This is a genomic window from Amorphus sp. 3PC139-8 (assembly GCF_040750475.1).
Classification (GTDB): Bacteria; Pseudomonadota; Alphaproteobacteria; order Rhizobiales; family Amorphaceae; genus Amorphus.
This window is the reverse complement of the sequence record NZ_JABJVY010000001.1, coordinates 386,172-409,580: the sequence shown is the minus strand read 5'-3', so window position 1 is coordinate 409,580 and position 23,409 is coordinate 386,172. Positions and strand designations below refer to the sequence as shown.

Sequence of the window (23,409 nt, the reverse complement as noted above, 5' to 3'; positions counted from 1 at the left end):
CTCGTCTGTGCGGAAAATCTCGGGAGGTCAGGTCGTGTCGTCGGGTGCGGCATCGTCCAAGAGCCGGCGCAAGCGCGTGAACGCAAGTCGGATGCGCGATTTGACCGTGCCGAGCGGCAGGCCGGTGGCGTCGGCGATCTCGGAATGGGACAATCCCTTGAAGAAGGCGAGTTGAACCAGCTCGAGCTGTTCCGCCGGCAGCGTGTCGAGCGCCTGGCGGACCAGGCCGTCGCGTTCGCGGGAATCCACGAACGCGTCCGGGGCATCGGCGGGAGCGGGTTGCAGCATGGGCTCTTCGGGATCGAGCCGGTTGGAGCGATCGCGCCGCTTCAGGTCGATCAGGCGATTGCGGGCGATTCGGAACAGCCAGGTGGCGGTCGACGATTTGGTGCGGTCGAATAGCGCGGCCTTGCGCCACAAGGTGACCATCACTTCCTGCGTCAATTCTTCCGCGGAGCCGTTGTCGGTTCCGAGCCGCAACAGGAAAGCGTTGATTCGCGGGGCGAAATGGTCGTAGAGCGCGATGAACGCGGTTCGGTCCCGAAGTTCGGCCACCGCCTCGACCAGATCGGCGTAAGGGTCGTCGTCTGCCACGGTCGCCTAAGAATTATGGTTCGTTTCTGGAATGATGGTTGTGCAACGGATTGGGCAAATTGGGGACAACACGAGACGTCCGCCTTTGGCGGGGATCTCGCGGCTCGGAGAGCCCTGGGTCACACTCTTGCCCCAATTCTGCGGCCAGCGTCCTCATGTTCCGGTAATCATAGACGGAATTCGATCGCGTCGCTACGGGCCGGCACCGCGACGGCGGCGACTCGATCGGTTATATACCCTTCGTGAACTCGGTCCCGGCTACCTTGCCGGTTGCCCCGCGAAATCAATTCCACAGCCGATGGGTGGGCTATGCTGAAGCGTATCGCGATACTTGCCGCTTGTATGTCGTTGCTGGCAACCGGGGCTGTTTTCGCGCAGTCGTCGAAGCCTACGTTGTTGCAGCAATACAGCGACTGGGAAGTCTATACCTACGACGGCCAGAACGGAAAGATCTGCTACGCGCTGTCTAAGCCGAAGGATATTCAGCCTTCCGACCGCGACCACGGGGATGTGTTCTTCTTCGTGTCGAGCCGGCCGCAGGAAGGAGTGAAGGGCGAGACCAGCATTCTGGTCGGCTACACCTTCAAGGAGAATTCCAGCGTCAGCGTGGACGTGGATGGCCAGAAATTCACCATGTTCACCAAGGGCGATGGCGCCTGGATGGAGAATCCGGCGCAGGAATCGACCCTTCTGAACGCCATGCGGGCCGGTCGCGCCATGTCGGTGTCCGGACAGTCCTCGCGCGGGACGGACACGAGCTACCGGTTCTCGCTTTCCGGCGTGACCGCCGCAACCAACCGCCTCAACGAAGTCTGCAACTGATTTCCGAGTTCGGTTCGAAAGGCGACCGGCTTTCCCGCGAGGAAGCCGGTCCTTTTTTGCTGTGGTCGTCCGGCGCTGTGGCGTTTGCGGACGGCCAACCGGTTTCCACTTGGCCTGGAAACGCTCCACGCGTGACGGCCCCGCCTCTTTCGTGCGATAAGGACGACGTTTTCCAACGCAATCCGGTCCGAAAGCGCCGATCCTCCCCTTGCCGGAGCGGGGCGCCGCACCGATCTTGAGCCGTCATGACCGTGCAACTTGATATCGTCGCCGCAACACCTGCCGCATCCGTCCGTCCGGCCTCGGATGAGGACGGCCGTATGGATCTCGTCGGTCGCGACCGGGACGGCCTGGCGGAGGTTTTGCGCGCGGCTGGCGTGCCGGATCGTCAGATCAAGATGCGCGTCGCGCAGCTCTGGCATTGGCTTTATCTGCGTGGCGCCACCAGCATCGACGATATGACCAATGTCAGTCGGGAGTTGCGTGCACGCCTGGCGGAGGTTGCGCAGCTCGCCGAACCGAAGATCGTCGACGAGCAGATCTCGGTGGACGGCACCCGCAAGTGGCTGTTCCGCTTTCCCGCGCGCGGTGCCGGCCGGCCGGTCGAGGTCGAGACGGTCTATATTCCGGAAGAGGGACGAGGAACGCTCTGCGTCTCCAGCCAGGTCGGCTGCACGCTGAACTGCTCCTTCTGCCACACCGGCACGCAGCGCCTGGTGCGCAACCTGACCGCCGGGGAGATCTTGCAGCAGATCCTGGCGGCCCGCACCCGGCTCGGCGATCTGCCGGGCCAAGCGCCGGCGACCGGAGCGATCGTCCCCACCGAAGGTCGGCTCGTGTCCAACATCGTGATGATGGGCATGGGCGAGCCGCTCTACAATTTCGACGCTGTCAAGCAGGCGCTTTTGATCGCCTCCGATGGCGACGGGGTCGGCCTGTCGAAGCGGCGAATCACGCTGTCGACCTCCGGCGTCGTGCCGATGATCCCGCGCGCCGGCGACGAGATCGGCGTCATGCTCGCGATTTCGCTGCATGCCGTGCGCGACGAGATCCGCGACGAGCTGGTGCCGCTGAACAAGCGCTATCCGATCGCCGAGCTGCTCGATGCCTGCCGGGCCTATCCGGGCCTGTCGAATGCTCGCCGGATCACGTTCGAGTATGTGATGCTTGCCGGCGTGAACGACAGCCCGGCCGATGCGCGCGAGCTGGTGCGGCTGCTCAAGGGCATCCCGGCCAAGATCAACCTGATCCCGTTCAATCCCTGGCCCGGTTCGGCCTACGACTGCTCGGATTGGGAGACGATCGAGACTTTCGCCGAGATCGTGAATCGCGCGGGCTATGCCTCGCCGATTCGCACCCCGCGCGGGCGCGATATCTCGGCCGCCTGCGGCCAGCTCAAGTCGGCGTCGGAGAAGCTACGCGCCAGCGCCCGCCGTCAGGCCGCAGCCGCCGAATAAGCTCAGTCGGCTCGCGCGAGCACCAGCTTCACCGCGAAGGCGCCCATCACGGACGCAAACAGCCAGTCGATCAGGCGGGTGAGGCGCGGCGAGCGGCGCAGGCGCAATGCGATCCCGTCCGCCACCAGGATGATGGCGCCGCCCAGGAGCACGGCGACGACCGCGAACAGCACGCCGAGGAAGAGCAGCGTCGCGGCCGCGTTCGGGTCGCTCGGGGTGACGAACTGGGGCAGGAAGGTCACGAAGAAGACGATGATCTTCGGGTTCAGCAGATTGATCATCAGCCCCTTGGCGAACACCTTCCCGATCGGATCGGGCGCAGCTCGCCGATCGGAAAGCGCCAAGCCGGAGCCATGCCGAAGCGCCTCGATCGCAAGCCACAAGAGATAGGCGGCGCCGACCACCTTCAGGATCATGAAGGCCGTCGCGGACGCGGCGAGCAGGGCGGACAGGCCGACGGCAACGAGAATGGTGTGGATGAGGAGGCCGACGGTTGCGCCGGCCATGGAGGCGAAGCCCGCCAGACGGCTCTGGGAGAGCGTCTTGCCCAGGAACAGCGTCATATCGGGGCCGGGCGTCAGCGTCAGTGCGACAACGGCGACGAGATAGGCGGACAGAACGGCAAGGCTTGGAACGAAGGTCACGGCGATGGCTTCCGATGAGTTGGTAACCTGCCATCGCACAATTTGCGCATGGGGGCGAGCCTCACGACCTGAAGCCGTTCAGCTCTTTATGAAATCGCGGAACGGCTCCAACCGTTTGTTTTGACGCATTTCCGGACGGCCAACCGGTTCCCACCTGGCCTGGAAATGCTCTACCGCTGGCGGAACACGACCTCGACGGTGGCGACCGGCAGGCCGACCTTGCTGACCACCGCCTTGTTGACGACGACGGTGCGCGACTGCGGGATCAGGACGTCCTCGAAGTGCAACTTGCGCGCCTTGCCGGACTTGCCGGCGACCATGGCGTCGTAGGAAAGCCGCACCGTGTCGCCGTCCTGGGCCACGTAGGCGACCCCGACGACGTCCTCCCGCGTGCCGCGATAGCTGCCGTCCTTCTGCTTGGTGAAGCGCCAGGTCTTGGAATCCCGCTCACCGTCGTCAAAGCGGAAATCCTCCCGCAGCGTCAGGGTTCGGCCATCCCAGGTGCCGAAGGTATCGACCACGAACGAGCGGTCCACGCCCGCAACGCCGCTCTCGAATCGACCTTCCCCCTTCCCGTGGCCCCGGAAAAAGTCCTCCAGCACAAGCGAATCGACGTTCGGCGGGACGGCGGCTTCGGGTTCGCGGACACAGCCGGCAAGAAGTGCGCCAGTGAAGAGCACGAGCAGGAGCCGGGACAACGACATGATCGGCCTCGCGATGGGGAAACGATAAAGGAAATACGCAGGCGCTGGTTTATCGGACCAGTGTGACAGGGCCTATGGCGAACGTGGCGGGTCAGGTTCGCGAAGTTAGCCCGCGCGCGGATGGGCCTTGGCGTAACTTTGTAGCAGATGGGCCGTGTCGACTTCTGTATAGCCCTGGGTGGTCGACAGGCTGGCGTGGCCGAGAAGCTCCTGGATGGAGCGAAGATCGCCGCCCGCGGCCAGCAGATGGGTCGCGAACGCATGGCGCAGCGCATGGGGCGTGGCCGTCTCCGGCAGGCCGAGGCCGCCGCGGAGTTGGGCGACCGTGCGCTGGATGATGCGCGGGGATAGCGGGCCACCCTTTTCGCCGACGAACAGCGGTCCATCGGGTTTGAGCGTGTAGGGCACGCGGTGGAGATAGCCGGAAATGGCGTCGGCGACGGCGGGCAGCACCGGCACCAGCCGGGTGCGGCCGCCTTTGCCGGTGACGCGCAGGGGAATGCGCGCGTCCGTCGGTGCGTCAGCGCGGGTAAGCGACAAGGCCTCGCCGATGCGCAGTCCGGCTCCGTAGAGAAGGGTCAGCACGGCGGTGTCGCGCGTTGCGATCCAGGGCACAGCGTGGTCGTCGGCCGATTCGATCATCGCGCGGGCATCGTCGATCCCGACCGGACGTGGCAGGCGCTTCGGCGTCTTCGGCGCCGTCACCATTCGGAAGGCGGTGGCATCGATCAGGCCGCGCCGCTCCAGATAGGCGATGAAGGAGCGCACGCCCGCAAGCCCCCGCCCGAGCGAGCGGGGCGAGGCACCATCCATGCGCCGCCGGGCGAAAAAGGCGCGAACATCGCGGGTCTTCAATTCGGCAAGATCGGCAAGGCCTGGCGGTGCGCCCAGATGGTCGGTCAGGAAGGCGGCGAGCTGGCGCACGTCGCGCTCATAGGCTTCGAGCGTGTTTGGGGAGAGCCTGCGCTCGCCGGCGAGATGGGCGCGCCAGGCGGTGACCTCGGTGGCGAGGTCGGAGGCCATGATGCGGATCGGTGGCGCGCTCATCTGCGGCTCTGGCGTCGAGGTCGGGTCGATCCAGTCTGAAACGCGAGCGGGTTAAGGCCCGCCTAATGGGGGCTCGCGAGCTTGCCGGAGGAGCCGTCCGCGATCGTGCGAAAACGGAACGGCTTCTACAGAATCGTCTGGCCGGTCGCCTTCCAATCGGCGAGGAACTGCGAAAGTCCCTTGTCGGTCAGCGGGTGCTCGACCAGCTTGTGGATGATCGCCGGCGGAATGGTGGCGACGTCGGCACCGGCGAGCGCGCAGTCGCGGACATGGTTGGAGGTGCGCAGCGATGCCGCCAGGAGCTCGGTTTCCAGCGCCGGATAGTTGTCGAAGACGGTGCGGATTTCCTGGATAAGCTGCATCCCGTCCAGGCCGATATCGTCGAGCCGCCCGATGAAGGGCGAGACGAAGGTGGCGCCGGCCTTGGCGGCCAAAAGCGCCTGCACGGCGGAGAAACACAGCGTCACGTTGACCATGGTGCCTTCGTCGGAGAGCGTCCGGCAGGCCTTCAGCCCGTCCCAGGTCAGCGGCACCTTGACCGTGACGTTGGATGCGATCTTGGCGAGCTTGCGGCCTTCCGCGATCATCTCCTCGGCGTCGGTCGCCGCCACTTCCGCGCTGACCGGACCGGGCACGATCTCGCAGATCTCGGCGATGACGTCGAGCATGGGACGGCCGGCCTTCATCACCAGCGAGGGATTGGTGGTCACGCCATCGAGCAGTCCGGTCTCCGCAAGCGTGCGAATCTCGGCTACATCGGCGGTATCGACGAAGAACTTCATGGGCGCGCCTTCCCTTCGTTTCCCGTGTTTCTACCGCGTCCTGATGGGCCAGCCTCGGCCCAGACGCAAGGAGGAATGACCGTGATTCTCGATCATATCGGCATTCGCGTCCCCGTCTGCCACGCGCCGGCCTGACGCGCCTGGACAGCAACGGCGAGCGGATCGAGCGCACGAATGGGATATCAGGCCGAACCGGACATGTTCGGGCGCGAGGGCGTCCACCGGGTGTCGGTGCTCGTGCCCGTCGCGATCGACCAGCCCTACACTTACGCCAGCGACCGGCCGCTGGAGCCGGGCACTGTGGTGGCGGTTCCGCTCGGCACCCGCATGGTGCTCGGCGCGGTCTGGGACGACGCGCCCGATCCTTCGATCGGCGGCAATCGGATTCGTGCCGTCGAACAGGTGTTCGATTGCCCGCCGCTGACGGACGATCTCAGGCGATTCGTCGATTGGGTCGCGGCCTGGACGCTGGCAAGCCGCGGCATGGTGCTGCGCATGGTGTTGCGCGTGCCGGATGCGCTGGCGCCGGAGCCGCCCCTGAAGGCGGTCCGCGTCACCGGCGTCGCGCCGGAGCGCCAGACCGCGGCGCGCAAGCGGGTGTTGGAGCTGGCCGGTGACGGCCTCGCGTGGTCGAAGTCCGGGTTGGTCACGGCGGCCGGCGTGTCGCCTTCGGTGATCGACGGGCTGGTGGCCCAAGGCGCGCTGGAGGTGGTGTTCGTGCCGCCCTCGACCGCCTATGCCGAGCCGGATCCGGACGCACATCAGCCGGATCTTTCCGACAGTCAGGCCCATGCCGCAGAGAGCCTGGTGACGGCGGTCGAGGCGGACCGCTTCTCCGTCGCGCTCATCGACGGCGTGACCGGGTCGGGCAAGACCGAGGTTTTCCTGGAGGCGGTTGCGGCCAACTTGAAGCGGGGCCGGCAAAGCCTGATTCTGATGCCGGAAATCTCGCTGACCAACGTCGTGATAGACCGCATCGAGCGGCGCTTCGCCGCGCGGCCCGCCGAGTGGCATTCCGCCGTGCCGCCGCGTCAGCGCGCGCGGGTGTGGCGCGGTGTCGCGGAAGGGCGGGTGCCGATCGTGGTGGGGGCCCGATCGGCACTGTTCCTGCCGTTCGCCAATCTCGGTCTGGTGATCGTCGATGAGGAGCACGACCCCGCTTACAAGCAGGAGGATCGGGTCAGCTATCACGCTCGGGATATGGCGATCGTGCGCGGCCGCGAGGGCGGTTTTCCGGTGGTTCTGTCCTCGGCGACGCCTTCGATCGAAAGCCGGGTCAACGCAGACCAGGGCCGCTATCGCCGCCTTCATCTGCCCTCGCGCCATTCCGGTGCCGATATGCCCGACGTGACGGCGATCGACATGCGTCGCGACGGGCCGCCTTCCGGCCAATGGATCTCGCCGCTTCTGACCGCCGCCGCCGATGTGGAACTGGCGGCGGGCCGGCAGGTCCTGTTTTTCCTCAATCGCCGCGGCTATGCGCCGCTGACGCTCTGCCGCACCTGCGGCCATCGCTTCGTGTGTCCGAACTGTTCTTCCTGGCTGGTGGACCACCGGCTGAGGGGGCGGCTGGAATGCCACCATTGCGGCTATTTCGAACCCCGGCCGGAGGCATGTCCCTCCTGCGGCAGTCTGGACACGTTGGTCGCCTGCGGCCCCGGCGTGGAACGGATCGCGGAGGAGGTGCGGGCGCGCCATCCCGACAGCCGGATCTTGATTCTCTCCTCCGACCTGCCGGGCGGTACGGAGCGGCTCAGGCGCGAGCTGCAGGTGGTGGCCGACGGCGGCGCCGATATCGTGGTCGGCACCCAACTCGTGGCGAAAGGCCACACCTTTCCGAACCTCGCGCTGGTGGGGGTGATCGATGCCGATCTCGGGCTCGCCAACGGCGATCCACGCGCGGCGGAGCGGACTTTCCAGCTTTTGACGCAGGTAACGGGGCGCGCCGGACGCACCGGCGGTCCCGGCCGCGGCATGCTGCAGACCTACGCTCCCGGCCATCCGGTGATTCAGGCGCTGGTCTCCGGCGATAGCGAGGCCTTCTATCGTGAGGAGATCGCGGTGCGGCGCAACGCCGGGCTGCCTCCGTTCGGCCGGCTTGCCGCGATCGTGGTCTCCGGGCCGGACAAGGCGGAGACCGATGCCTACGCGCGGGCGCTTGCACGAGCCGCACCCAAAAGTGGCGAGATCCAGGTTCTCGGTCCCGCCGAGGCGGCACTTGCGGTGCTGCGCGGCCGCCACCGGTTCCGCCTGCTCGTGCGGTGTCCGCGTTCTGTGGATCTCCAAGCTTATTTGCGCGACTGGCTTTCCGCCGCGCCGGCACCCCGCGGTGCGCTGAGACGCTGGGTCGACGTCGATCCACAGAGCTTCCTGTGACGATGCAAGAAGATGGCGGTTGGTGCGCCTTGTGCGTGCGGTGTGTTGCGCGCCGATATCCCGTGTGCTAAGCGGGCCGCGGCCGCTGCGAAGGCCGGCGGGCCGCCGATTTCTGTTCTGCGAATAATTTAAGGTATACGGGGCACTTGCTGCCGACCCGTCCGCCTGAACGAAAGAAGGATACCGGTGACAGAGGCCAGTTCGCTCACATCCGGCGTCGCCTTGCGCTACGCGTCCGCGCTGTTCGATCTTGCGAAGGACGAAAACGCGCTCGATGCCGTGGAAGCCGACGTCGAAGCCTTCGGCAAGATGCTCGACGAAAGCGAAGACCTTCGGCGCCTGACCGAAAGCCCGCTCTATTCCAAGGGCGAGCAGGTCGCGGCGCTGGATGCCGTCTTCCAGAAGGCGGAGATGGGTCCGCTCGCGTCGAACTTTTTCAAGGTCGTCGCCGAGAACCGTCGTCTTTTCGCCGTCCGCGGCATCGTGCGCGCATTCCAGTCGCTGATGTCGGCACATCGCGGCGAAATGCTCGCCGAGGTGACCAGTGCCGAGCCACTGTCTGAGGCAAATGAGACGCAATTGCGTCAAATCCTTGCCGAGCAGACCGGACGTGCTATCAAGCTCGCCACAAAGGTCGACCCGAGTCTCATTGGCGGACTCGTCGTCAAGGTCGGCTCCCGTATGATCGATACGTCTTTGCGTACCCGATTGAATTCGCTCAAGACCGCTATGAAAGAGGTCGGTTGATGGATATTCGCGCCGCGGAAATCTCCGCCATCCTCAAGCAGCAGATCAAGAACTTCGGCCAGGAAGTCGAGGTTTCCGAGGTCGGCCAGGTTCTCTCCATCGGCGACGGCATCGCCCGCGTCTACGGCCTTGATAAGGTGCAGGCCGGTGAGCTCGTCGAGTTCCCGAACGGCATCCGCGGCATGACGCTGAATCTCGAGGTCGACAATGTCGGCATCGTGGTGTTCGGCGACGACCGCGAGATCAAGGAAGGCGACACGGTCAAGCGCACCGGCGCGATCGTGGACGCTCCGGTCGGCAAGGGCCTGCTTGGCCGCGTGGTCGACGCGCTTGGTAATCCGATCGACGGCAAGGGCCCGATCGACGCCGCCGAGCGCCGCCGCGTGGACGTGAAGGCGCCGGGCATCATTCCCCGCAAGTCGGTGCATGAGCCGATGTCGACGGGCCTCAAGGCGATCGACGCCCTGATCCCGGTCGGCCGCGGCCAGCGCGAGTTGATCATCGGCGACCGCCAGACCGGCAAGACCGCGATCATTCTCGATACCTTCCTCAACCAGAAGCCGCTGAACCAGGGCGACGACGAGAGCCAGAAGCTCTACTGCGTCTACGTCGCCGTCGGTCAGAAGCGCTCCACGGTTGCGCAGTTCGTGAAGACGCTGGAAGAAAACGGCGCGCTGGAATATTCCGTCGTCGTCGCCGCGACCGCGTCGGACCCGGCGCCGATGCAGTTTCTGGCGCCGTTCACCGCCTGTGCCATGGGCGAATATTTCCGCGACAATGCCATGCACGCCGTGATCGGCTACGATGACCTGTCCAAGCAGGCCGTTGCCTATCGTCAGATGTCGCTGCTCTTGCGCCGCCCGCCGGGCCGCGAAGCCTATCCGGGCGACGTGTTCTACCTGCACTCCCGCCTGCTGGAGCGCGCGGCGAAGCTGAACGCCGATCATGGCTCCGGCTCGCTGACCGCGCTGCCGGTCATCGAGACCCAGGCGAACGACGTGTCGGCCTATATCCCGACCAACGTGATCTCGATCACCGACGGCCAGATCTTCCTCGAGACGGATCTGTTCTATCAGGGCATCCGTCCGGCGGTGAACGTCGGCCTCTCGGTGTCGCGCGTGGGCTCGTCGGCTCAGATCAAGGCGATGAAGCAGGTGGCGGGCCCGATTAAGGGCGAGCTTGCCCAGTATCGCGAAATGGCGGCTTTCGCCCAGTTCGGTTCTGACCTGGACGCGGCCACCCAGCGGCTTCTCGCCCGCGGTGCCCGTCTGACGGAGCTTTTGAAGCAGCCGCAGTTCTCGCCGCTGAAGACGGAAGAGCAGGTCGCGGTCATCTTCGCCGGCGTGAACGGTTATCTCGACAAGCTGCCGGTTGCGTCCGTCGGCGAGTTCGAGGAAGGGCTGCTGCTCTATCTCCGTGGGGAGCACAAGGCGCTCCTGGACGAGATCTGGGACAAGAAGGAGCTTTCCGACGATCTGCGCGGCAAGCTCAAGTCGGCGATCGATTCTTTCGCCAAAACCTTCAGCGCGTAATCCTCGCGCCCACGTCTGAAGAGGACGCGCTATGGCGAGCCTGAAGGACCTTAGAAACCGCATCTCCTCGGTGAAGGCGACGCAGAAGATCACCCGCGCCATGCAGATGGTGGCAGCGGCGAAGCTGCGTCGTGCCCAGGAGGCGGCCGAAGCCGCCCGGCCTTATGCCGAGCGGATGCACGGTGTGTTGGCGAGCCTCGCCGATGCGGTGAAAGGCAGCGATGAGGCGCCGACCCTGATGGTCGGCACCGGCCGTGACGACCGGCATCTGCTGGTGGTCTGCACGGCCGACCGTGGCCTGTGCGGCGCCTTCAACTCCTCCATCGTCCGGTTGGCGCGCGAGCATGCGCGTCGGCTGATGCGGGAGGGTAAGACGGTTCAGTTCTTCTGTGTCGGCCGGAAAGGCTACGACATGCTCCGTCGCGAGTATGCCAGCCAGATCGTCGACACGATCGAGCTCAAGGACGTTCGGCGGATCTCCTTCGCCGATGCCCAGAAGATCGCGGACAAACTCTTGCATCGCTTCGACAATGGCGATTTCGACGTTGCCACGCTCTTCTATTCGACGTTCAAGTCGGTGATCAGCCAGATCCCGACCGCACAGCAGGTGATCCCCGCCGATCTCGGCGAGGAGGAAGCCGGCGAAGCCGCGTCGAGCGAGGTGTCGGCGGTGCGTGAATACGAGCCGGAGGAGAGCGAGATCCTCGCCGATCTCGTCCCGCGCAACATCTCGGTGCAGATCCTGCGCGCGCTTCTGGAGAATGCAGCGTCCGAGCAGGGCGCCCGGATGAGTGCGATGGACAACGCCACCCGCAACGCCGGCGAGATGATCGACAAGCTGACGATGGAGTACAACCGGACCCGTCAGGCGCAGATCACCAAGGAGCTGATCGAGATCATCTCCGGCGCTGAGGCACTGTGACGGCGGCCGGCAACGGACGCGACTTTCGAACCTAACCGCGGCCGCTGCGCCCCGTCCTTCGGACAGGCGGCGCGGCCGGTGGATCAGACCCAGGCACACCCTCCTCCTTCACCGGGAGGTTGGACGCGAGCTCGAGACGGAGCAGACCATGACGAAGAATGTCGGAAAAATTCATCAGGTGATCGGCGCCGTTGTTGACGTGAAGTTCGACGATGAACTGCCTGCGATCATGAACTCGCTCGAGACCGACAACAACGGCGTCCGTCTGGTTCTCGAGGTCGCGCAGCACCTGGGCGAGAACACCGTCCGCTGCATCGCGATGGACGGGACCGAGGGGCTGGTCCGCGGCCAGGACGTGACCGACACCGGCCAGCCGATCCTGGTGCCGGTGGGCGACGGTACGCTCGGCCGCATCATGAACGTGATCGGCGAGCCGGTGGACGAAGCCGGCCCGATCCAACACACCGAGGTCCGCCCGATCCACGCGCCGGCCCCGTCCTACGTGGACCAGTCCACGGAAGCGGAGATCCTGGTCACGGGCATCAAGGTCGTCGACCTGCTCGCACCGTATGCCCGCGGCGGTAAGATCGGCCTGTTCGGCGGCGCCGGCGTCGGAAAGACCGTGCTGATCCAGGAGCTGATCAACAACGTCGCGACCCAGCACGGCGGTTATTCGGTGTTCGCCGGCGTCGGCGAGCGCACCCGCGAGGGCAACGATCTCTACTACGAGATGATCGAGTCCGGCGTGAACAAGGAAGGCGGCGGCGAGGGCTCCAAGGCCTCGCTCGTGTACGGCCAGATGAACGAGCCTCCGGGCGCCCGTGCCCGCGTGGCGCTCTCCGGCTTGACCGTCGCGGAATATTTCCGCGACCAGGGCCAGGACGTGCTGTTCTTCGTCGACAACATCTTCCGCTTCACCCAGGCGGGCTCCGAGGTGTCGGCGCTTCTGGGCCGCATTCCTTCGGCGGTGGGCTATCAGCCGACGCTCGCCACCGACATGGGCGCCCTGCAGGAGCGCATCACGACCACCAACAAGGGCTCGATCACCTCGGTGCAGGCGATTTACGTGCCGGCCGACGACCTGACCGACCCGGCGCCGGCGACCTCGTTCGCCCACTTGGACGCCACCACGGTGTTGAACCGCGCGATCTCGGAAAAGGGCATTTACCCTGCAGTGGATCCGCTCGACTCCACTTCGCGCATGCTTTCGGCGATGATCATCGGCGAAGAGCACTACAACACCGCCCGCCAGGTGCAGGAGATCCTGCAGCGCTACAAGTCGCTCCAGGACATCATCGCGATCCTGGGCATGGACGAGCTGTCGGAAGAGGACAAGCTGACGGTGGCGCGCGCCCGTAAGATCGAGCGCTTCCTGTCGCAGCCGTTCCACGTCGCCGAGGTGTTCACCGGCAAGCCGGGCGTGTTCGTCGAGCTGGCCGATACCATCAAGGGCTTCAAAGGGCTCTGCGAGGGTGAATACGACCACCTTCCCGAGGCGGCTTTCTACATGGTCGGCACGATCGAGGAAGCGGTCGAGAAGGCCCAGCAGCTCGCTTCCGAAGCCGCTTAAGGCGGTTCGCGGTGGTGGTGAGCGTTTCGATGACGAGCGAGGGACCTGCCAATGGCCGGTAGCTTCCATTTCGAACTGGTTTCGCCGGAACGTCTTCTGATCTCCGACGAGGTGGAAGCGGTTCGCGTGCCGGGAAGCGAGGGCGAGTTCGAGGTCCTCGAAGGTCACGCGCCGTTCTTGTCGACGCTGCGTCCCGGCCTGATGACGGTGCGCGGCGGCGAGAAGCCCGAGCGCCAGATCTTCGTGCGCGGCGGCTTTGCCGATACCGGACCCAACGGGCTGACCGTTCTGGCGGAAGAGGCGATCCCGGTCGAGGAAATCGATCGCGAGGTGATCGCGAGCCAGATCTCCGACGCCGAAGACGACGTCAAGGATGCCAAGGACGAGGCGACCCGCGACGAGGCGGAGCGCAGCCTGGAGCATCTGCGCGACGTTCAGCGGGCGCTCGGTCACGGCTGATCAAGTCGCGTCGCCAGACGATCCAAATTACGAAAGCCCGCGTTCGCCGAACGCGGGCTTTTCGCGAGTAGGCTGCACCCGTTCGAACGAAAGTGCGTTTGTCTCAGTTCGAACGGGACATGCTCTAATTCGCTGAGGTGGGAGACGCATCTTGCGCGTCCTGAAGGGCGTCGATGACATCCGTCAGTAAGGCGCCGCGATCGTACAGCCCCTGCGGATTGGTCATCCCCAACCGTACGACCACCAGATCGAGCGAGGGGACAATTGCGACGGTCTGGCCGTCATGGCCGCGCATCCAGAGCGTGTCCGGGGGAACTGCGCTTTCGCTGGCGCCCGGAAGCCCTGATTGCAGCCAGATCTGGCCTTGTCCGAACGCGCCGCCGGACCCTTGGACAGGCTCTACCATGGTGTCGACCCAGCCGACTGGCAGCACCTGCTTGCCCTCCCAAAGTCCCTTTTGGAGAATGAGCTGGCCGAACCGGGCCCAGTCGCGTGCGGTGGCGTAGAGCCAGGACGAGCCCATGAAGGTTCCGGCCGGGTCGGTTTCGAAAACTGCGCTGGTCATTCCGATCGGCTGAAACAGGGCCGCTTGCGGAAAGGTCGCCCATTGATCGGCCGGTAGGGCGTGGCGGATGGCCCCCATGGAGAGCACTGTTGCGCCGGAGGAGTAGGCCCACCGGGTCCCTGGCTCATGGGCAAGCTCCATGTCCGCCAGGAAGTCGACGGCATTGCCGACCTCGTAAAGCATCCGGGTCGTGTCGGTTACCGCGCCATAGCTCTCATTGTAGGACAGGCCATCGGTCATCCCTAAAAGCGAGGAAAACGGAATCCGGCTTTTCGGGCTGGCATCGTTGGACCATTGGGTCAGGAGCTGATCTTCGTCGAGCGCGAGATCGCTTTCGTTCATGGCGATCCCGGCGAGGGCACCGGTGACCGTCTTCGCCATCGACCAGCCGGTGAGCGGCGTCGTGGGCTGGATGCCGTCGGCATAGCGCTCCGCGACCAACTCGCCGTTTTGGACGACGACCACTGCGCGGGTGCGCAGCTTGCCGGCGTTGGTGCCCTCCGGCTCCGCAAAGGCGCGCTCGAGTGCGCCGGCCAGCGGCGCCGATGGTGCCGGCGGCACGGCCGAACCGGCCGGCCAAGGCGTGTCGCTCGGATGGGTGACTTTCATCGGCGCGATCGCTTCGCTGGCCAGGTCCCCCGGCGAAATCCCAATGGCAAGCGCACAGCCGAGGCCTTCGCGGTGCACGGCCGTGCGCTCGAAGAGGCCGAGACCGAACGGAGAGGCGGTGATCCGTTTCGCCGGGTCGTCCACGCTGACGCGAAAGAAGCCCAGAAGCGCGTTTTCGCGCCCGAGGACGTCCTCGTTCCAGACCCGGTCGAGATCGAGGCCCGATACGTACATGCCGGAACAGACCGTCTTGGCCGCATAGCCAGACCCGATTGCAAGCATCGGCGGAAGCTGCCAGGCCAAGGCCGCGAACGCGCCGGCGAGCATGATCACGATGCCGATCGATAGCCAGCGCAGGAACAAGCGGAAGGGAAAGGCGGCGGCCATGGCGGTCTCCCGGGTGTTCGGCGACGGCTTCTTTCTGCCATGGCGGCTGGCGCCTGTCACCGCGTGAGGCGTGCGATCAAGTCCTCCCGGCCGAGGCTGAAGTCGCTTTCGATCCAGATGGCTTCGAGCCGGGCGAGGGTCGAGCCGACCTCGGGGCCAGAGGGGACGCCGGCTTTGATGAGGCTTTTGCCGTCGAGCGGAAAGGTCGGCGGGTTCCAGGTTCGGGGCAGTTCCAACAGCATCGGCCACGGGCGCGCATCCGCTGCCGCGCGAGCTTGCGCCCAGGCAAGCCGTACCCCGTTGCTGTAGTCGGTGGGGCCGAGACGGTAGAGTAAGGTCCGGGCCGCATGGGCGGTGTCGACGGGAAAATGCGCGGCAGCGGCAATCGCCCCGAGCATGGTCTTGGCCTCCGCCTTGGAGAGCTTCAGTCGGGTTGCAATCCGTTCGGCATCTTCGCGGATCGCCGCGCCGGCTGCGGCAAATCGCAACGCGGCGGATGGGCGTTCGCCCCGCCATGCCTCCAGATGGGCGAGCCGGTCGAGCACGTTCGGATAGGCGATCCCGGCAAACACGATCTCGATCAGCCCGGCTTCCGACATCAATGCGACCGTTTCGGCCGCACGGCGGGCCAGCAGAAGACGGCGCATCTCCTGGGCGATGCGTTCGGCGGATAGCCGCCGAAGGCCGTCGCGACCGCCAATGGCGGCCCGAAAGCCGGCGGGGTCCGGCGCCCCGTTGCCATAATGGGCGTGAAAGCGGAAAAACCGCAGGATGCGCAGATAGTCTTCCTTTACCCGGCGCTCTGCGTCGCCGACGAAGCAGACCTGGCGGGCCCGGCAATCGTCATAGCCGCCGACGGGATCGTAAAGCCGCCCGGTGCGGTCCACCGACAAGGTGTTCATGGTGAAGTCGCGCCGATAGGCGTCGGCCTCCCAGTCCCGGCCGAACCGCACGGTGGCGTGGCGGCCGAAGGTCTCGACGTCCTCGCGCAAGGTCGTTACCTCGAACGGCGTGCCATCCACGACAATGGTCACGGTGCCGTGGGCGACGCCGGTGGGCACGGTTTTGAAGCCGGCCGCCCGGGTGCGGGCCATCACCGTTTCCGGCGTGGCGGTGGTGGCGATATCGACCTCGTGCACCGCCTCGCCCAGAAGCGTGTTGCGCACCGCACCACCGATCACGCGGGCTTCCTCGCCGTCGCGGTCGAGCACGGCCAGCACAGCCTGGGTGGCCTTGGCCCGAAGCCAGGATGCGTCCGCCAGGGAAGGGAGCGTGGGGCTCATTCGTCGAAACTGCCGGGAACGAGCTTGCCGTCCTCGAAGCGCAACGGATGGTAGACCCCGGTGGCATGCTCGCCGACCACGCCGAGCGCAAGGAAGCCGGCAATCGACAACAGCAGCCCCGCGACCGCCAGCCAATAGGGCATTGGGCCTATGAAATAGCTCGATCGGGCGTCTGACAGTCCGCGCGTCACTGCAAGATAGATCCCCCACCCGATAAACGGCAGGAGAAACAGCACGAGCTGGACGATGATGACGCGCACCATGGGTCGCGCTCCTCGTTCGGCAGATGTCGGGATACCGGGTCGCGATCTCATCGGTCGGGTCGACCCGTGACCATGATCGCGGCCGGCGGCTTCATTCGTGACCTCGAACCGTTCCGCTTTCTACCGAAGCTCGGGTCGGCTCTCCGTCCTTGTTCTGACGCGTTTCCCGAGCGCGAACCGGTTTTCAGTTCGCCAGGAAACGCTAGCGATACAGCCGCTCGAACAGCGAGCGGACGATACCTGCCGTAACGCCCCAGATATAGCGATCCTGATAGGGCATCGTGTAGAAATAGCGGCGCGAGCCGTTCCATTCCCGGCTGCCGCGCACATGGTTGGCCGGCGTCATCAGGTGCGACAGCGGCACTTCGAACACATCGGCCACCTCCTGCGGATTGGCTCGGATCTGAGCCTCCGGGGAGACCAGTCCCACAACGGGCACGATCCGGAAGCCGGAGCCGGTGGCATAGGTATCGCCATAGCCGAGCGGTTCCACCAGGCGCGGCGACAGGCCGATCTCCTCGTCGGCTTCGCGCAAGGCGGCGGCGAGCGGGTCGCGGTCGGTGGCGTCGATCTTGCCGCCGGGCAGAGCGATCTGGCCGGCGTGGGAGCTCAGATTTGCGTTGCGCAGCGTGAACAGGACCGTAGCTTCCGGCTCGCGCTTGATCACGGCGAACAGCACGGCGGCGTCGCGCAAGGCGGCGGGCACTTCGGGGCTTTCCTGCAAATGCGGGTTCAGGACATGGTCGCCCGCCAGCGGCTGCGCGACGATCGGCTGATCGAAGCGAACGAGACGGCTGGCCCGCGCTCGGATCGACCGCCAGTCCGCAACGACATCGGTACGGCCGCCCTCAAGCGTCGGGATCTCATGGGTCATCGGCTTAATCGCTCCAGCTCCGCCTGCCGCATCATCGGGAAAAACAGGCCGTTCGACCACACGCCGAACCAGTCGGTGCCATCGCGCGTCTCCACGGTTCCAACCTCCACCAGCTCGTAAAGCAACGGGCGCGCGAGCCGCGCCTCGAGCCGCCCACGCACCAGCACATAAGGCTGCAGCCCGTCGGTCCCCTCTTCCGGTTGGAACCGCAGCGGATGTTCGGCATCGATGGTTACCACGTCTCCGACATTGGTGCGCACGGTCAAAACTTGGTCATGTCCCGCGCCCGAGGCATGCATCTCCACGCCGATGAAGGGGACGTCCTCGACGGTGATCTCGATCTTTTCCACGGGCGTGACGAGATAGGTGATGCCGTCGTCGTCGCGCCGCAGAACCGAGGCGAACAGGCGCACCAGCGGCTCGCGCCCGATCGGCGAACCGAGATAGTGCCACAGGCCGTTGCGGTCGATACGGATGTCGAGCTTGCCGCAATGGGGCGGGTTCCAACGTTCCACCGGCGGCGGGCCGCTTGATTCTCCCGCCCGGCGAATCAGCGCCTCGAGCCCCGGCAGTCCGCCGTTCACGTCGTGTTGATCGTCGGGCTGTCCACGCATTTTCTTTCCCCTACGCCTCCTTTTTCCGCGCCGCGGGTGCCCCATTTCCGCCAGCTTCGGAAGGTCGTGTCGTGGTTGGAACATAGGTTGCAACAGCGGCAATGACGAGGATTGGATCTGACCGGCTGGGCGCGGGCCGGTGAACACCCTAAACTTTTGTCTCAGGACCGACACAAGGATCAGCAAGGCTTTAGCAGCCTCGGGGTGATGACCTAGAGTGGGGTAACGGAAAAGGGCACGGGTTTTGCCCGCAGCCCGCTCTGACGTGTCGCAATCGATTGGGTAACGCCGCGAAAGGGTCTGCGGATGAGTGTTATGAACAAGCCGATCGAGGCGGAGGATTCCGCAGTCGTCGCGGAGGCCGAAGCGGCCGCGGAGCGGATGGTCGCGGCGCGTACCGAAATCGGCCGGGTGATCTTCGGCCAGGAGGCGGTTGTCGAGCGCACCCTGGTGACGCTTTTGTCCGGCGGCCACGGGCTTCTGGTCGGCGTACCGGGGTTGGCGAAGACGCGTCTGGTGACTGCGCTCGGCACGGTGTTGGGCCTCGATTCCCGCCGCATTCAGTTCACGCCGGATCTGATGCCCTCGGACATTCTGGGGTCGGAGGTTTTGGAGCAGGCGTCCGACGGCAGCCGGGTGTTCCGCTTCGTTATGGGGCCGGTCTTCACCCAGCTCCTGATGGCCGACGAGATCAACCGGGCCAGCCCGCGGACCCAGTCCGCGCTGTTGCAGGCCATGCAGGAAAATCATGTGACGGTTGCTGGCCAGTCCCACGCCCTGCCGCAACCCTTTCACGTGCTCGCGACCCAAAACCCGCTGGAGCATGAAGGCACCTACCCGCTGCCGGAAGCCCAGCTCGACCGCTTCTTGATGCAGATCGACGTGCTCTATCCGGAGCGCGAAGCGGAACGGCAGATTCTGCTGGAGACCACAGGGGCGGAGGACGCGCAGCCTGAAACGGTGCTCCAGGAGGGCGAGCTTGCCCGCTATCAAAAGTTGGTACGCCGTTTGCCGGTCGGCGAATCCGTCGTCGAGGCGATCCTGGATCTGGTGCGCTCCGCCCGTCCGGAGGATGGCGACGGCGAGACCGGAGATATCGCCTGGGGCCCCGGACCGCGCGCGAGCCAAGCGTTGATGCTCACGGTGCGCGCACGGGCGCTGATCGAGGGCCGCCTGTCGCCCTCGGTGGACGACGTGCTGGCACTCGCCGAGCCGGTGTTGCAGCACCGTATGGCGCTGACCTTCGCCGCCCGCGCGGAAGGGCGTACGGTGCGCGGCGTGATCGGCAAACTTGCGGCGGAGATCGGGTAGAGCAAATCCGGGAAAAGTGGGAACCGGTTTTCCGTCCGGATTTGGACAACAGACAACCATGCGGCGCCTTGCTGGGCCATTGTGGCCAGAAGCGGTGCCAACGGCTCGAACTAGGGATCAACTCGACCGGTGAGCGCGCAGTCTGATCGTGTGAAGGCTGGAGACGGAGGTGAAGGCGCCGCTGCGCTCCTCACCGCTCGCTCGCTCGCCGCCACCATGCCCGATCTGCTCGTGGAGGCGCGCCGGGTGGCGGCGACGGTCGCCATGGGCTGGCACGGGCGTCGGCGCGCTGGCCCTGGCGAGACCTTTTGGGAGTTCCGGCCGTTCGAACCGGGCGAGCCCGCTCACCGGGTGGACTGGCGCCGCTCGGCCCGCGACGACCATTTGTTCGTGCGCGAGCAGGAATGGGAGGCGGCGCACACGGTCTGGCTCGCCGTCGACCGCTCGCCCTCCATGGCGTTCGGCTCCAAGCTCTCTCCCGTCGTCAAGCGCGACCGCGCGGTGGTGATCACGCTTGCGCTCGCCGATCTGCTGGCGCGCGGCGGCGAGCGGATCGGCCTTGTTGACGGCATGCGGCCGACCGCCAGCCGCGACGCGGCGGAACGGGTGGCCGACGCGCTGATGCATCTGCCGGTGCAGTCGGCCTTGCCGGACATCGCCGGGATCCGGCGCTTTTCCGATGTGGTGGTGATCGGCGACCTTCTGGATCCGATCGACGAGATCGACATCTGGATGCAGAAGCTCGCGGGCTCCGGCGCCCGCGCCCATCTGGTGCAGGTTCTCGATCCGGTCGAGGAGACCTTTCCGTTCGGCGGACGGGCGGAGTTTCGCGACCCGGAAAACGGCACGATGCTGCTCGTCGGCCGGGCCGAGCGCTGGCGCGACGACTATCGCCGGGTGCTGAACGCCCACCGCGAGGCCTTGGCCGACCGCTGCCGCCGAATGGGCTGGAGCTTCCTGGTTCATCATACCGACCGCTCGGCGGCCGAACCGCTGCTTGCGCTGAGGGCGCGGCTGGCGGCGGGAGCGCACGCATGATCGGTCCGCTGTCCGCCCTCGGTTTCACCACGCCGATCGTGCTCGTCTCGCTGGCGCTTTTGCCGGTGATCTGGTGGCTGTTGCGGGTGACACCGCCGCGCCCGCAGCGGATCGCCTTTCCGCCCACGCGGCTTCTGTTGGAGCTCGGCAAGCGCGAGGAGACGCCGTCGCGCAGTCCGTGGTGGCTGATGCTCTTGCGGCTTCTGCTCGCCGCGGTTGTGATCATCGCGCTCGCCGGCCCGGTCTGGCGTCCGGCCGCGGATGCGACCGGGGGCTCGGGGCCGGTCTGGATCGTGGTCGACAATGGCTGGGCAGCGGCGGAAGGCTGGAGCGAGCGCGAACGCGTCGCGACGGGGCTTCTGGATCAGGCGCAGACCGCCGGTCGTCCGGTGGTGCTGGTCGCCACTGCGGATGGACCCGGACAGCCGGTCGAGCCGGTGGAGGCGGCGGCGGCGCGCGATCGCCTTGCCGCACTGGAACCGCGCCCCTGGCCGGAACGGCGCGGCGACCTGGCCGGGCTTGTCCGGCGGATGGGCGAGGCCTCCGATCCGGGGCTCGTTGCCTGGCTCGCCGATGCCGTGGAAGAGCCCGGAGCCGACGCCTTTACCGACGCCTTGTCGGAGGTGGCCGGTGATGCGCCGATCCAGGTCTACCGCGATGGGGCTCCGCGGATTTTGGCGCTTGCGGGCGTGGAGAACGCCAGCGAGGGCATGGACGTGCGGCTTGTGCGCCTGGCTTCCGCCGCACCGGAAACGGCGGAGGGAACCGTCGTCGCGCGCGATCGGCGCGGCTTCGCGCTGGGCGAGGCGCCGTTCGGGTTCGACGAAGGAGCCGAGACCGCTTCTGTTCGCTTCGATTTGCCGGTGCAGTTGCGCAACGACATCGCCAGGCTGGACGTTGCCGGGATCGAGAGCGCCGGCGCGGTGCAGCTTGTGGACGATCGCTGGCAGAGGCGCTCGGTCGGGCTGGTCTCCGGCGGGGCGGCCGATCTGGCCCAGCCGTTGCTGTCGCCGTTGCACTATCTGCAGCGGGCGCTGGCGCCTTTCGCGGAAGTGCGGGTGCCGAGAGATGCCGATCTCGCCTCTCAGATCGATGGTCTGATCGACGCCGGTGTGTCGGTGATCGTGCTGGCCGATGTCGGAACGCTGGTCGGCGACACCGAAGAAACGCTGTCGCGCTTCGTGGAATCGGGTGGGGTTCTGATCCGGTTTGCCGGCCCCCGCACTGTCGATGGGGTCGATTCGCTGGTGCCGGTTCCCATGCGCGAAGGCGCGCGGGTGCTCGGCGGCAGCCTGTCCTGGGAAGATCCCCAGCCGCTTGCGCCGTTCGACGCCAACAGCCCGTTCGCGGGCGTGGAAACCCCGACCGACGTTGCCGTCACCCGCCAGCTTCTGGCCGAACCGTCCGCGAGCCTGCCCGACCGCACCTGGGCGAGCCTTGCCGACGGCACGCCGCTGGTAACCGCGCGGGCGGACGGAGACGGCTGGCTGGTGTTCTTCCACGTCACCGCCGACACAACGTGGTCGACGCTGCCCCTTTCGGGCACCTTCGTGGAAATGCTGCGTCGTCTCGTCGGCCTTGCCGGCGCGCCATCGGCCGGCGAAACGGGCGATGCGCAGGGCGCCCCGCTGCCACCGTTGCGGGTGCTCGACGGCGCCGGGCGGTTTACCGATCCCGGTTCCGCCGTGCGCCCGCTTCCGGTGCGTGCGGAGAATGTGGTGATCGGGCCGGAACATCCGCCGGGCCTCTACGGTACCGAGGACGGCTTCCGCGCGCTCAACCTCTTGAGCGAGGGCGACAGCCTGACGCCGCTGGATCTCGGCGCGCTCGGCGATCGGGCGGTGGAGCGCGACTATCTGAGCGAAGGGCCGATCGACCTGAAGCGCTGGCTTCTGGGCGCGTCGGCTGGGCTGTTGCTGCTTGACGCGCTTGCCGTTCTGGTGCTGGCCGGCGGGCTTAGCGTGGGTCGCCGGCAGGCAGCCGCGGTACTGATCGCCGCGGCGGCGGTCGGCTTCATGGCCGCCCCGGGGCCGGCTCAGGCGGCGGACGAGACGTTCGATATGGAGGCCGCCCTCAACACCCGGCTCGCCTATGTGACCACCGGCGACGACACTCTTGATGAGACCAGCCGGGCCGGCCTGTCCGGGCTTTCCATGTTCCTTGCGCGGCGGACCGCGCTGGAGCCCGCGGACCCGATGGGCGTCGATCTGGAAAATGACGACCTCGCCTTCTTCCCGTTGATCTACTGGCCGGTCACGGAAGATGCGCTGAAGCCGTCCGCCGAGGCGATGGCCAAGGTCGACGCCTATATGAAAAATGGCGGCACGATCCTGTTCGACACCAAGGACCAGATCACCGCCGGCACGCGGGTGGATCGCCTTGGGGCGAGCCCGGCCACGCTTCGGCTTCGGGAAATCCTCGACGGGCTCAACATTCCGCCGCTGGAGCCGGTCCCGCCCGAGCACGTGCTGACCAAGGCCTTCTATCTTTTGCAGGAGTTTCCGGGCCGCTGGGCCGGCAGTCCGCTCTGGGTGGAGGCGCTGAGTGCCGACGACACCTTGACCGATCGGCCGGCGCGCTCCGGCGACGGCGTGTCGCCGATCCTGATCACCGCCAACGACTTCACCGGTGCGTGGGCGGTCGGCCAGGACGGCAATTTCATGTTCCCGACGGTTCCGGCCGATCCGTACCAGCGCGAAATGGCCATCCGCACCGGCATCAACATCGTGATGTACACGCTCACCGGAAACTATAAGGCCGATCAGGTGCATATTCCGGCCTTGCTCGAGCGGCTTGGACAGTGACGGGG

Annotated in this window: 21 protein-coding genes; 11 read left to right on the top strand and 10 right to left on the bottom strand. The window is 66.3% G+C overall.

What is annotated here, in order from left to right:
* Positions 1–27: 27 nt before the first annotated feature.
* Entirely contained in the window at positions 28–594 is a 567-nt protein-coding gene (locus HNS03_RS01835; protein WP_367192642.1) for a sigma-70 family RNA polymerase sigma factor, read from the bottom strand.
* Between the two features lie 309 nt (positions 595–903).
* On the opposite strand from HNS03_RS01835, the gene HNS03_RS01830 reads away from it, so the two are divergent.
* The gene (locus HNS03_RS01830; protein ID WP_367192640.1) at positions 904–1,416 is read left to right on the top strand and encodes an invasion associated locus B family protein; all 513 of its coding nucleotides are present in this window, start codon (positions 904–906) and stop codon (positions 1,414–1,416) included.
* A 245-nt stretch (positions 1,417–1,661) separates the two neighbouring features.
* The gene (gene rlmN / locus HNS03_RS01825; RefSeq protein ID WP_367192638.1) at positions 1,662–2,873 is read left to right on the top strand and encodes a 23S rRNA (adenine(2503)-C(2))-methyltransferase RlmN; all 1,212 of its coding nucleotides are present in this window, start codon (positions 1,662–1,664) and stop codon (positions 2,871–2,873) included.
* A 2-nt stretch (positions 2,874–2,875) separates the two neighbouring features.
* Here rlmN and HNS03_RS01820 read toward each other — a convergent pair whose 3' ends face one another.
* The 4 genes from HNS03_RS01820 to fsa form a co-directional block, all read right to left on the bottom strand.
* Positions 2,876–3,517 (bottom strand): LysE family translocator, encoded by a 642-nt coding sequence (locus tag HNS03_RS01820; protein WP_367192637.1) that lies wholly within the window; start codon positions 3,515–3,517, stop codon positions 2,876–2,878.
* 170 nt (positions 3,518–3,687) lie between these two features.
* Positions 3,688–4,221 carry a DUF3833 family protein gene (locus HNS03_RS01815; RefSeq protein WP_367192635.1) on the bottom strand — a complete coding sequence of 178 codons (534 nt, stop codon included), beginning with the start codon at positions 4,219–4,221 and terminating at the stop codon, positions 3,688–3,690.
* 105 nt (positions 4,222–4,326) lie between these two features.
* Positions 4,327–5,244, bottom strand: coding sequence for a tyrosine recombinase XerC (locus HNS03_RS01810; protein WP_367192812.1), 918 nt, complete (start codon positions 5,242–5,244; stop codon positions 4,327–4,329).
* A gap of 149 nt (positions 5,245–5,393) precedes the next feature.
* Positions 5,394–6,050 carry a fructose-6-phosphate aldolase gene (fsa, locus tag HNS03_RS01805; RefSeq protein ID WP_367192633.1) on the bottom strand — a complete coding sequence of 219 codons (657 nt, stop codon included), beginning with the start codon at positions 6,048–6,050 and terminating at the stop codon, positions 5,394–5,396.
* Between the two features lie 174 nt (positions 6,051–6,224).
* Here fsa and HNS03_RS01800 point away from each other — a divergent pair, with 174 nt between their 5' ends.
* The 6 genes from HNS03_RS01800 (at position 6,225) to HNS03_RS01775 (ending at position 13,656) form a co-directional block, all read left to right on the top strand.
* Positions 6,225–8,426: a primosomal protein N' gene (locus HNS03_RS01800; RefSeq protein WP_367192631.1), complete on the top strand. Its 2,202-nt coding sequence runs from the start codon at positions 6,225–6,227 to the stop codon at positions 8,424–8,426.
* 180 nt (positions 8,427–8,606) lie between these two features.
* A complete protein-coding gene (locus tag HNS03_RS01795; protein ID WP_367192811.1) occupies positions 8,607–9,173 on the top strand; it encodes a F0F1 ATP synthase subunit delta in 567 nt (188 codons plus the stop codon).
* Positions 9,173–10,705 carry a F0F1 ATP synthase subunit alpha gene (atpA, locus tag HNS03_RS01790; protein WP_367192630.1) on the top strand — a complete coding sequence of 511 codons (1,533 nt, stop codon included), beginning with the start codon at positions 9,173–9,175 and terminating at the stop codon, positions 10,703–10,705. Before HNS03_RS01795 ends, atpA begins: the two co-directional genes overlap by 1 nt.
* A 31-nt stretch (positions 10,706–10,736) precedes the next feature.
* Positions 10,737–11,627, top strand: coding sequence for a F0F1 ATP synthase subunit gamma (locus HNS03_RS01785; RefSeq protein ID WP_367192629.1), 891 nt, complete (start codon positions 10,737–10,739; stop codon positions 11,625–11,627).
* 148 nt (positions 11,628–11,775) lie between these two features.
* Positions 11,776–13,197 (top strand): F0F1 ATP synthase subunit beta, encoded by a 1,422-nt coding sequence (gene atpD, locus HNS03_RS01780; RefSeq protein ID WP_367192628.1) that lies wholly within the window; start codon positions 11,776–11,778, stop codon positions 13,195–13,197.
* A gap of 51 nt (positions 13,198–13,248) precedes the next feature.
* Positions 13,249–13,656, top strand: a complete 408-nt coding sequence (locus tag HNS03_RS01775) for a F0F1 ATP synthase subunit epsilon (protein ID WP_367192627.1) — start codon at positions 13,249–13,251, stop codon at positions 13,654–13,656.
* 124 nt (positions 13,657–13,780) lie between these two features.
* On the opposite strand, the gene HNS03_RS01770 is transcribed toward HNS03_RS01775, so the two are convergent.
* The 5 genes from HNS03_RS01770 to HNS03_RS01750 all read right to left on the bottom strand — a co-directional run bounded on the left by HNS03_RS01770 (position 13,781) and on the right by HNS03_RS01750 (position 18,251).
* On the bottom strand, positions 13,781–15,217 hold the full coding sequence (locus HNS03_RS01770; RefSeq protein WP_367192626.1) for a serine hydrolase domain-containing protein: 1,437 nt from the start codon (positions 15,215–15,217) through the stop codon (positions 13,781–13,783).
* A 56-nt stretch (positions 15,218–15,273) separates the two neighbouring features.
* Entirely contained in the window at positions 15,274–16,500 is a 1,227-nt protein-coding gene (locus HNS03_RS01765) for a CCA tRNA nucleotidyltransferase (RefSeq protein ID WP_367192625.1), read from the bottom strand.
* On the bottom strand, positions 16,497–16,763 hold the full coding sequence (locus HNS03_RS01760) for a DUF6111 family protein (protein ID WP_367192623.1): 267 nt from the start codon (positions 16,761–16,763) through the stop codon (positions 16,497–16,499). Before HNS03_RS01760 ends, HNS03_RS01765 begins: the two co-directional genes overlap by 4 nt.
* A gap of 202 nt (positions 16,764–16,965) precedes the next feature.
* Entirely contained in the window at positions 16,966–17,637 is a 672-nt protein-coding gene (locus HNS03_RS01755) for a CoA pyrophosphatase (RefSeq protein WP_367192622.1), read from the bottom strand.
* The gene (locus tag HNS03_RS01750; RefSeq protein WP_367192621.1) at positions 17,634–18,251 is read right to left on the bottom strand and encodes a DUF1285 domain-containing protein; all 618 of its coding nucleotides are present in this window, start codon (positions 18,249–18,251) and stop codon (positions 17,634–17,636) included. The genes HNS03_RS01755 and HNS03_RS01750 overlap by 4 nt, the downstream gene beginning before the upstream one ends.
* A gap of 306 nt (positions 18,252–18,557) precedes the next feature.
* Here HNS03_RS01750 and HNS03_RS01745 point away from each other — a divergent pair, with 306 nt between their 5' ends.
* From HNS03_RS01745 to HNS03_RS01735, 3 genes are all read left to right on the top strand, one after another.
* The gene (locus tag HNS03_RS01745) at positions 18,558–19,562 is read left to right on the top strand and encodes an AAA family ATPase (protein WP_367192619.1); all 1,005 of its coding nucleotides are present in this window, start codon (positions 18,558–18,560) and stop codon (positions 19,560–19,562) included.
* Between the two features lie 150 nt (positions 19,563–19,712).
* The gene (locus HNS03_RS01740) at positions 19,713–20,600 is read left to right on the top strand and encodes a DUF58 domain-containing protein (RefSeq protein ID WP_367192809.1); all 888 of its coding nucleotides are present in this window, start codon (positions 19,713–19,715) and stop codon (positions 20,598–20,600) included.
* A complete protein-coding gene (locus HNS03_RS01735) occupies positions 20,597–23,404 on the top strand; it encodes a DUF4159 domain-containing protein (protein WP_367192617.1) in 2,808 nt (935 codons plus the stop codon). The genes HNS03_RS01740 and HNS03_RS01735 overlap by 4 nt, the downstream gene beginning before the upstream one ends.
* Positions 23,405–23,409 lie beyond the last annotated feature (5 nt).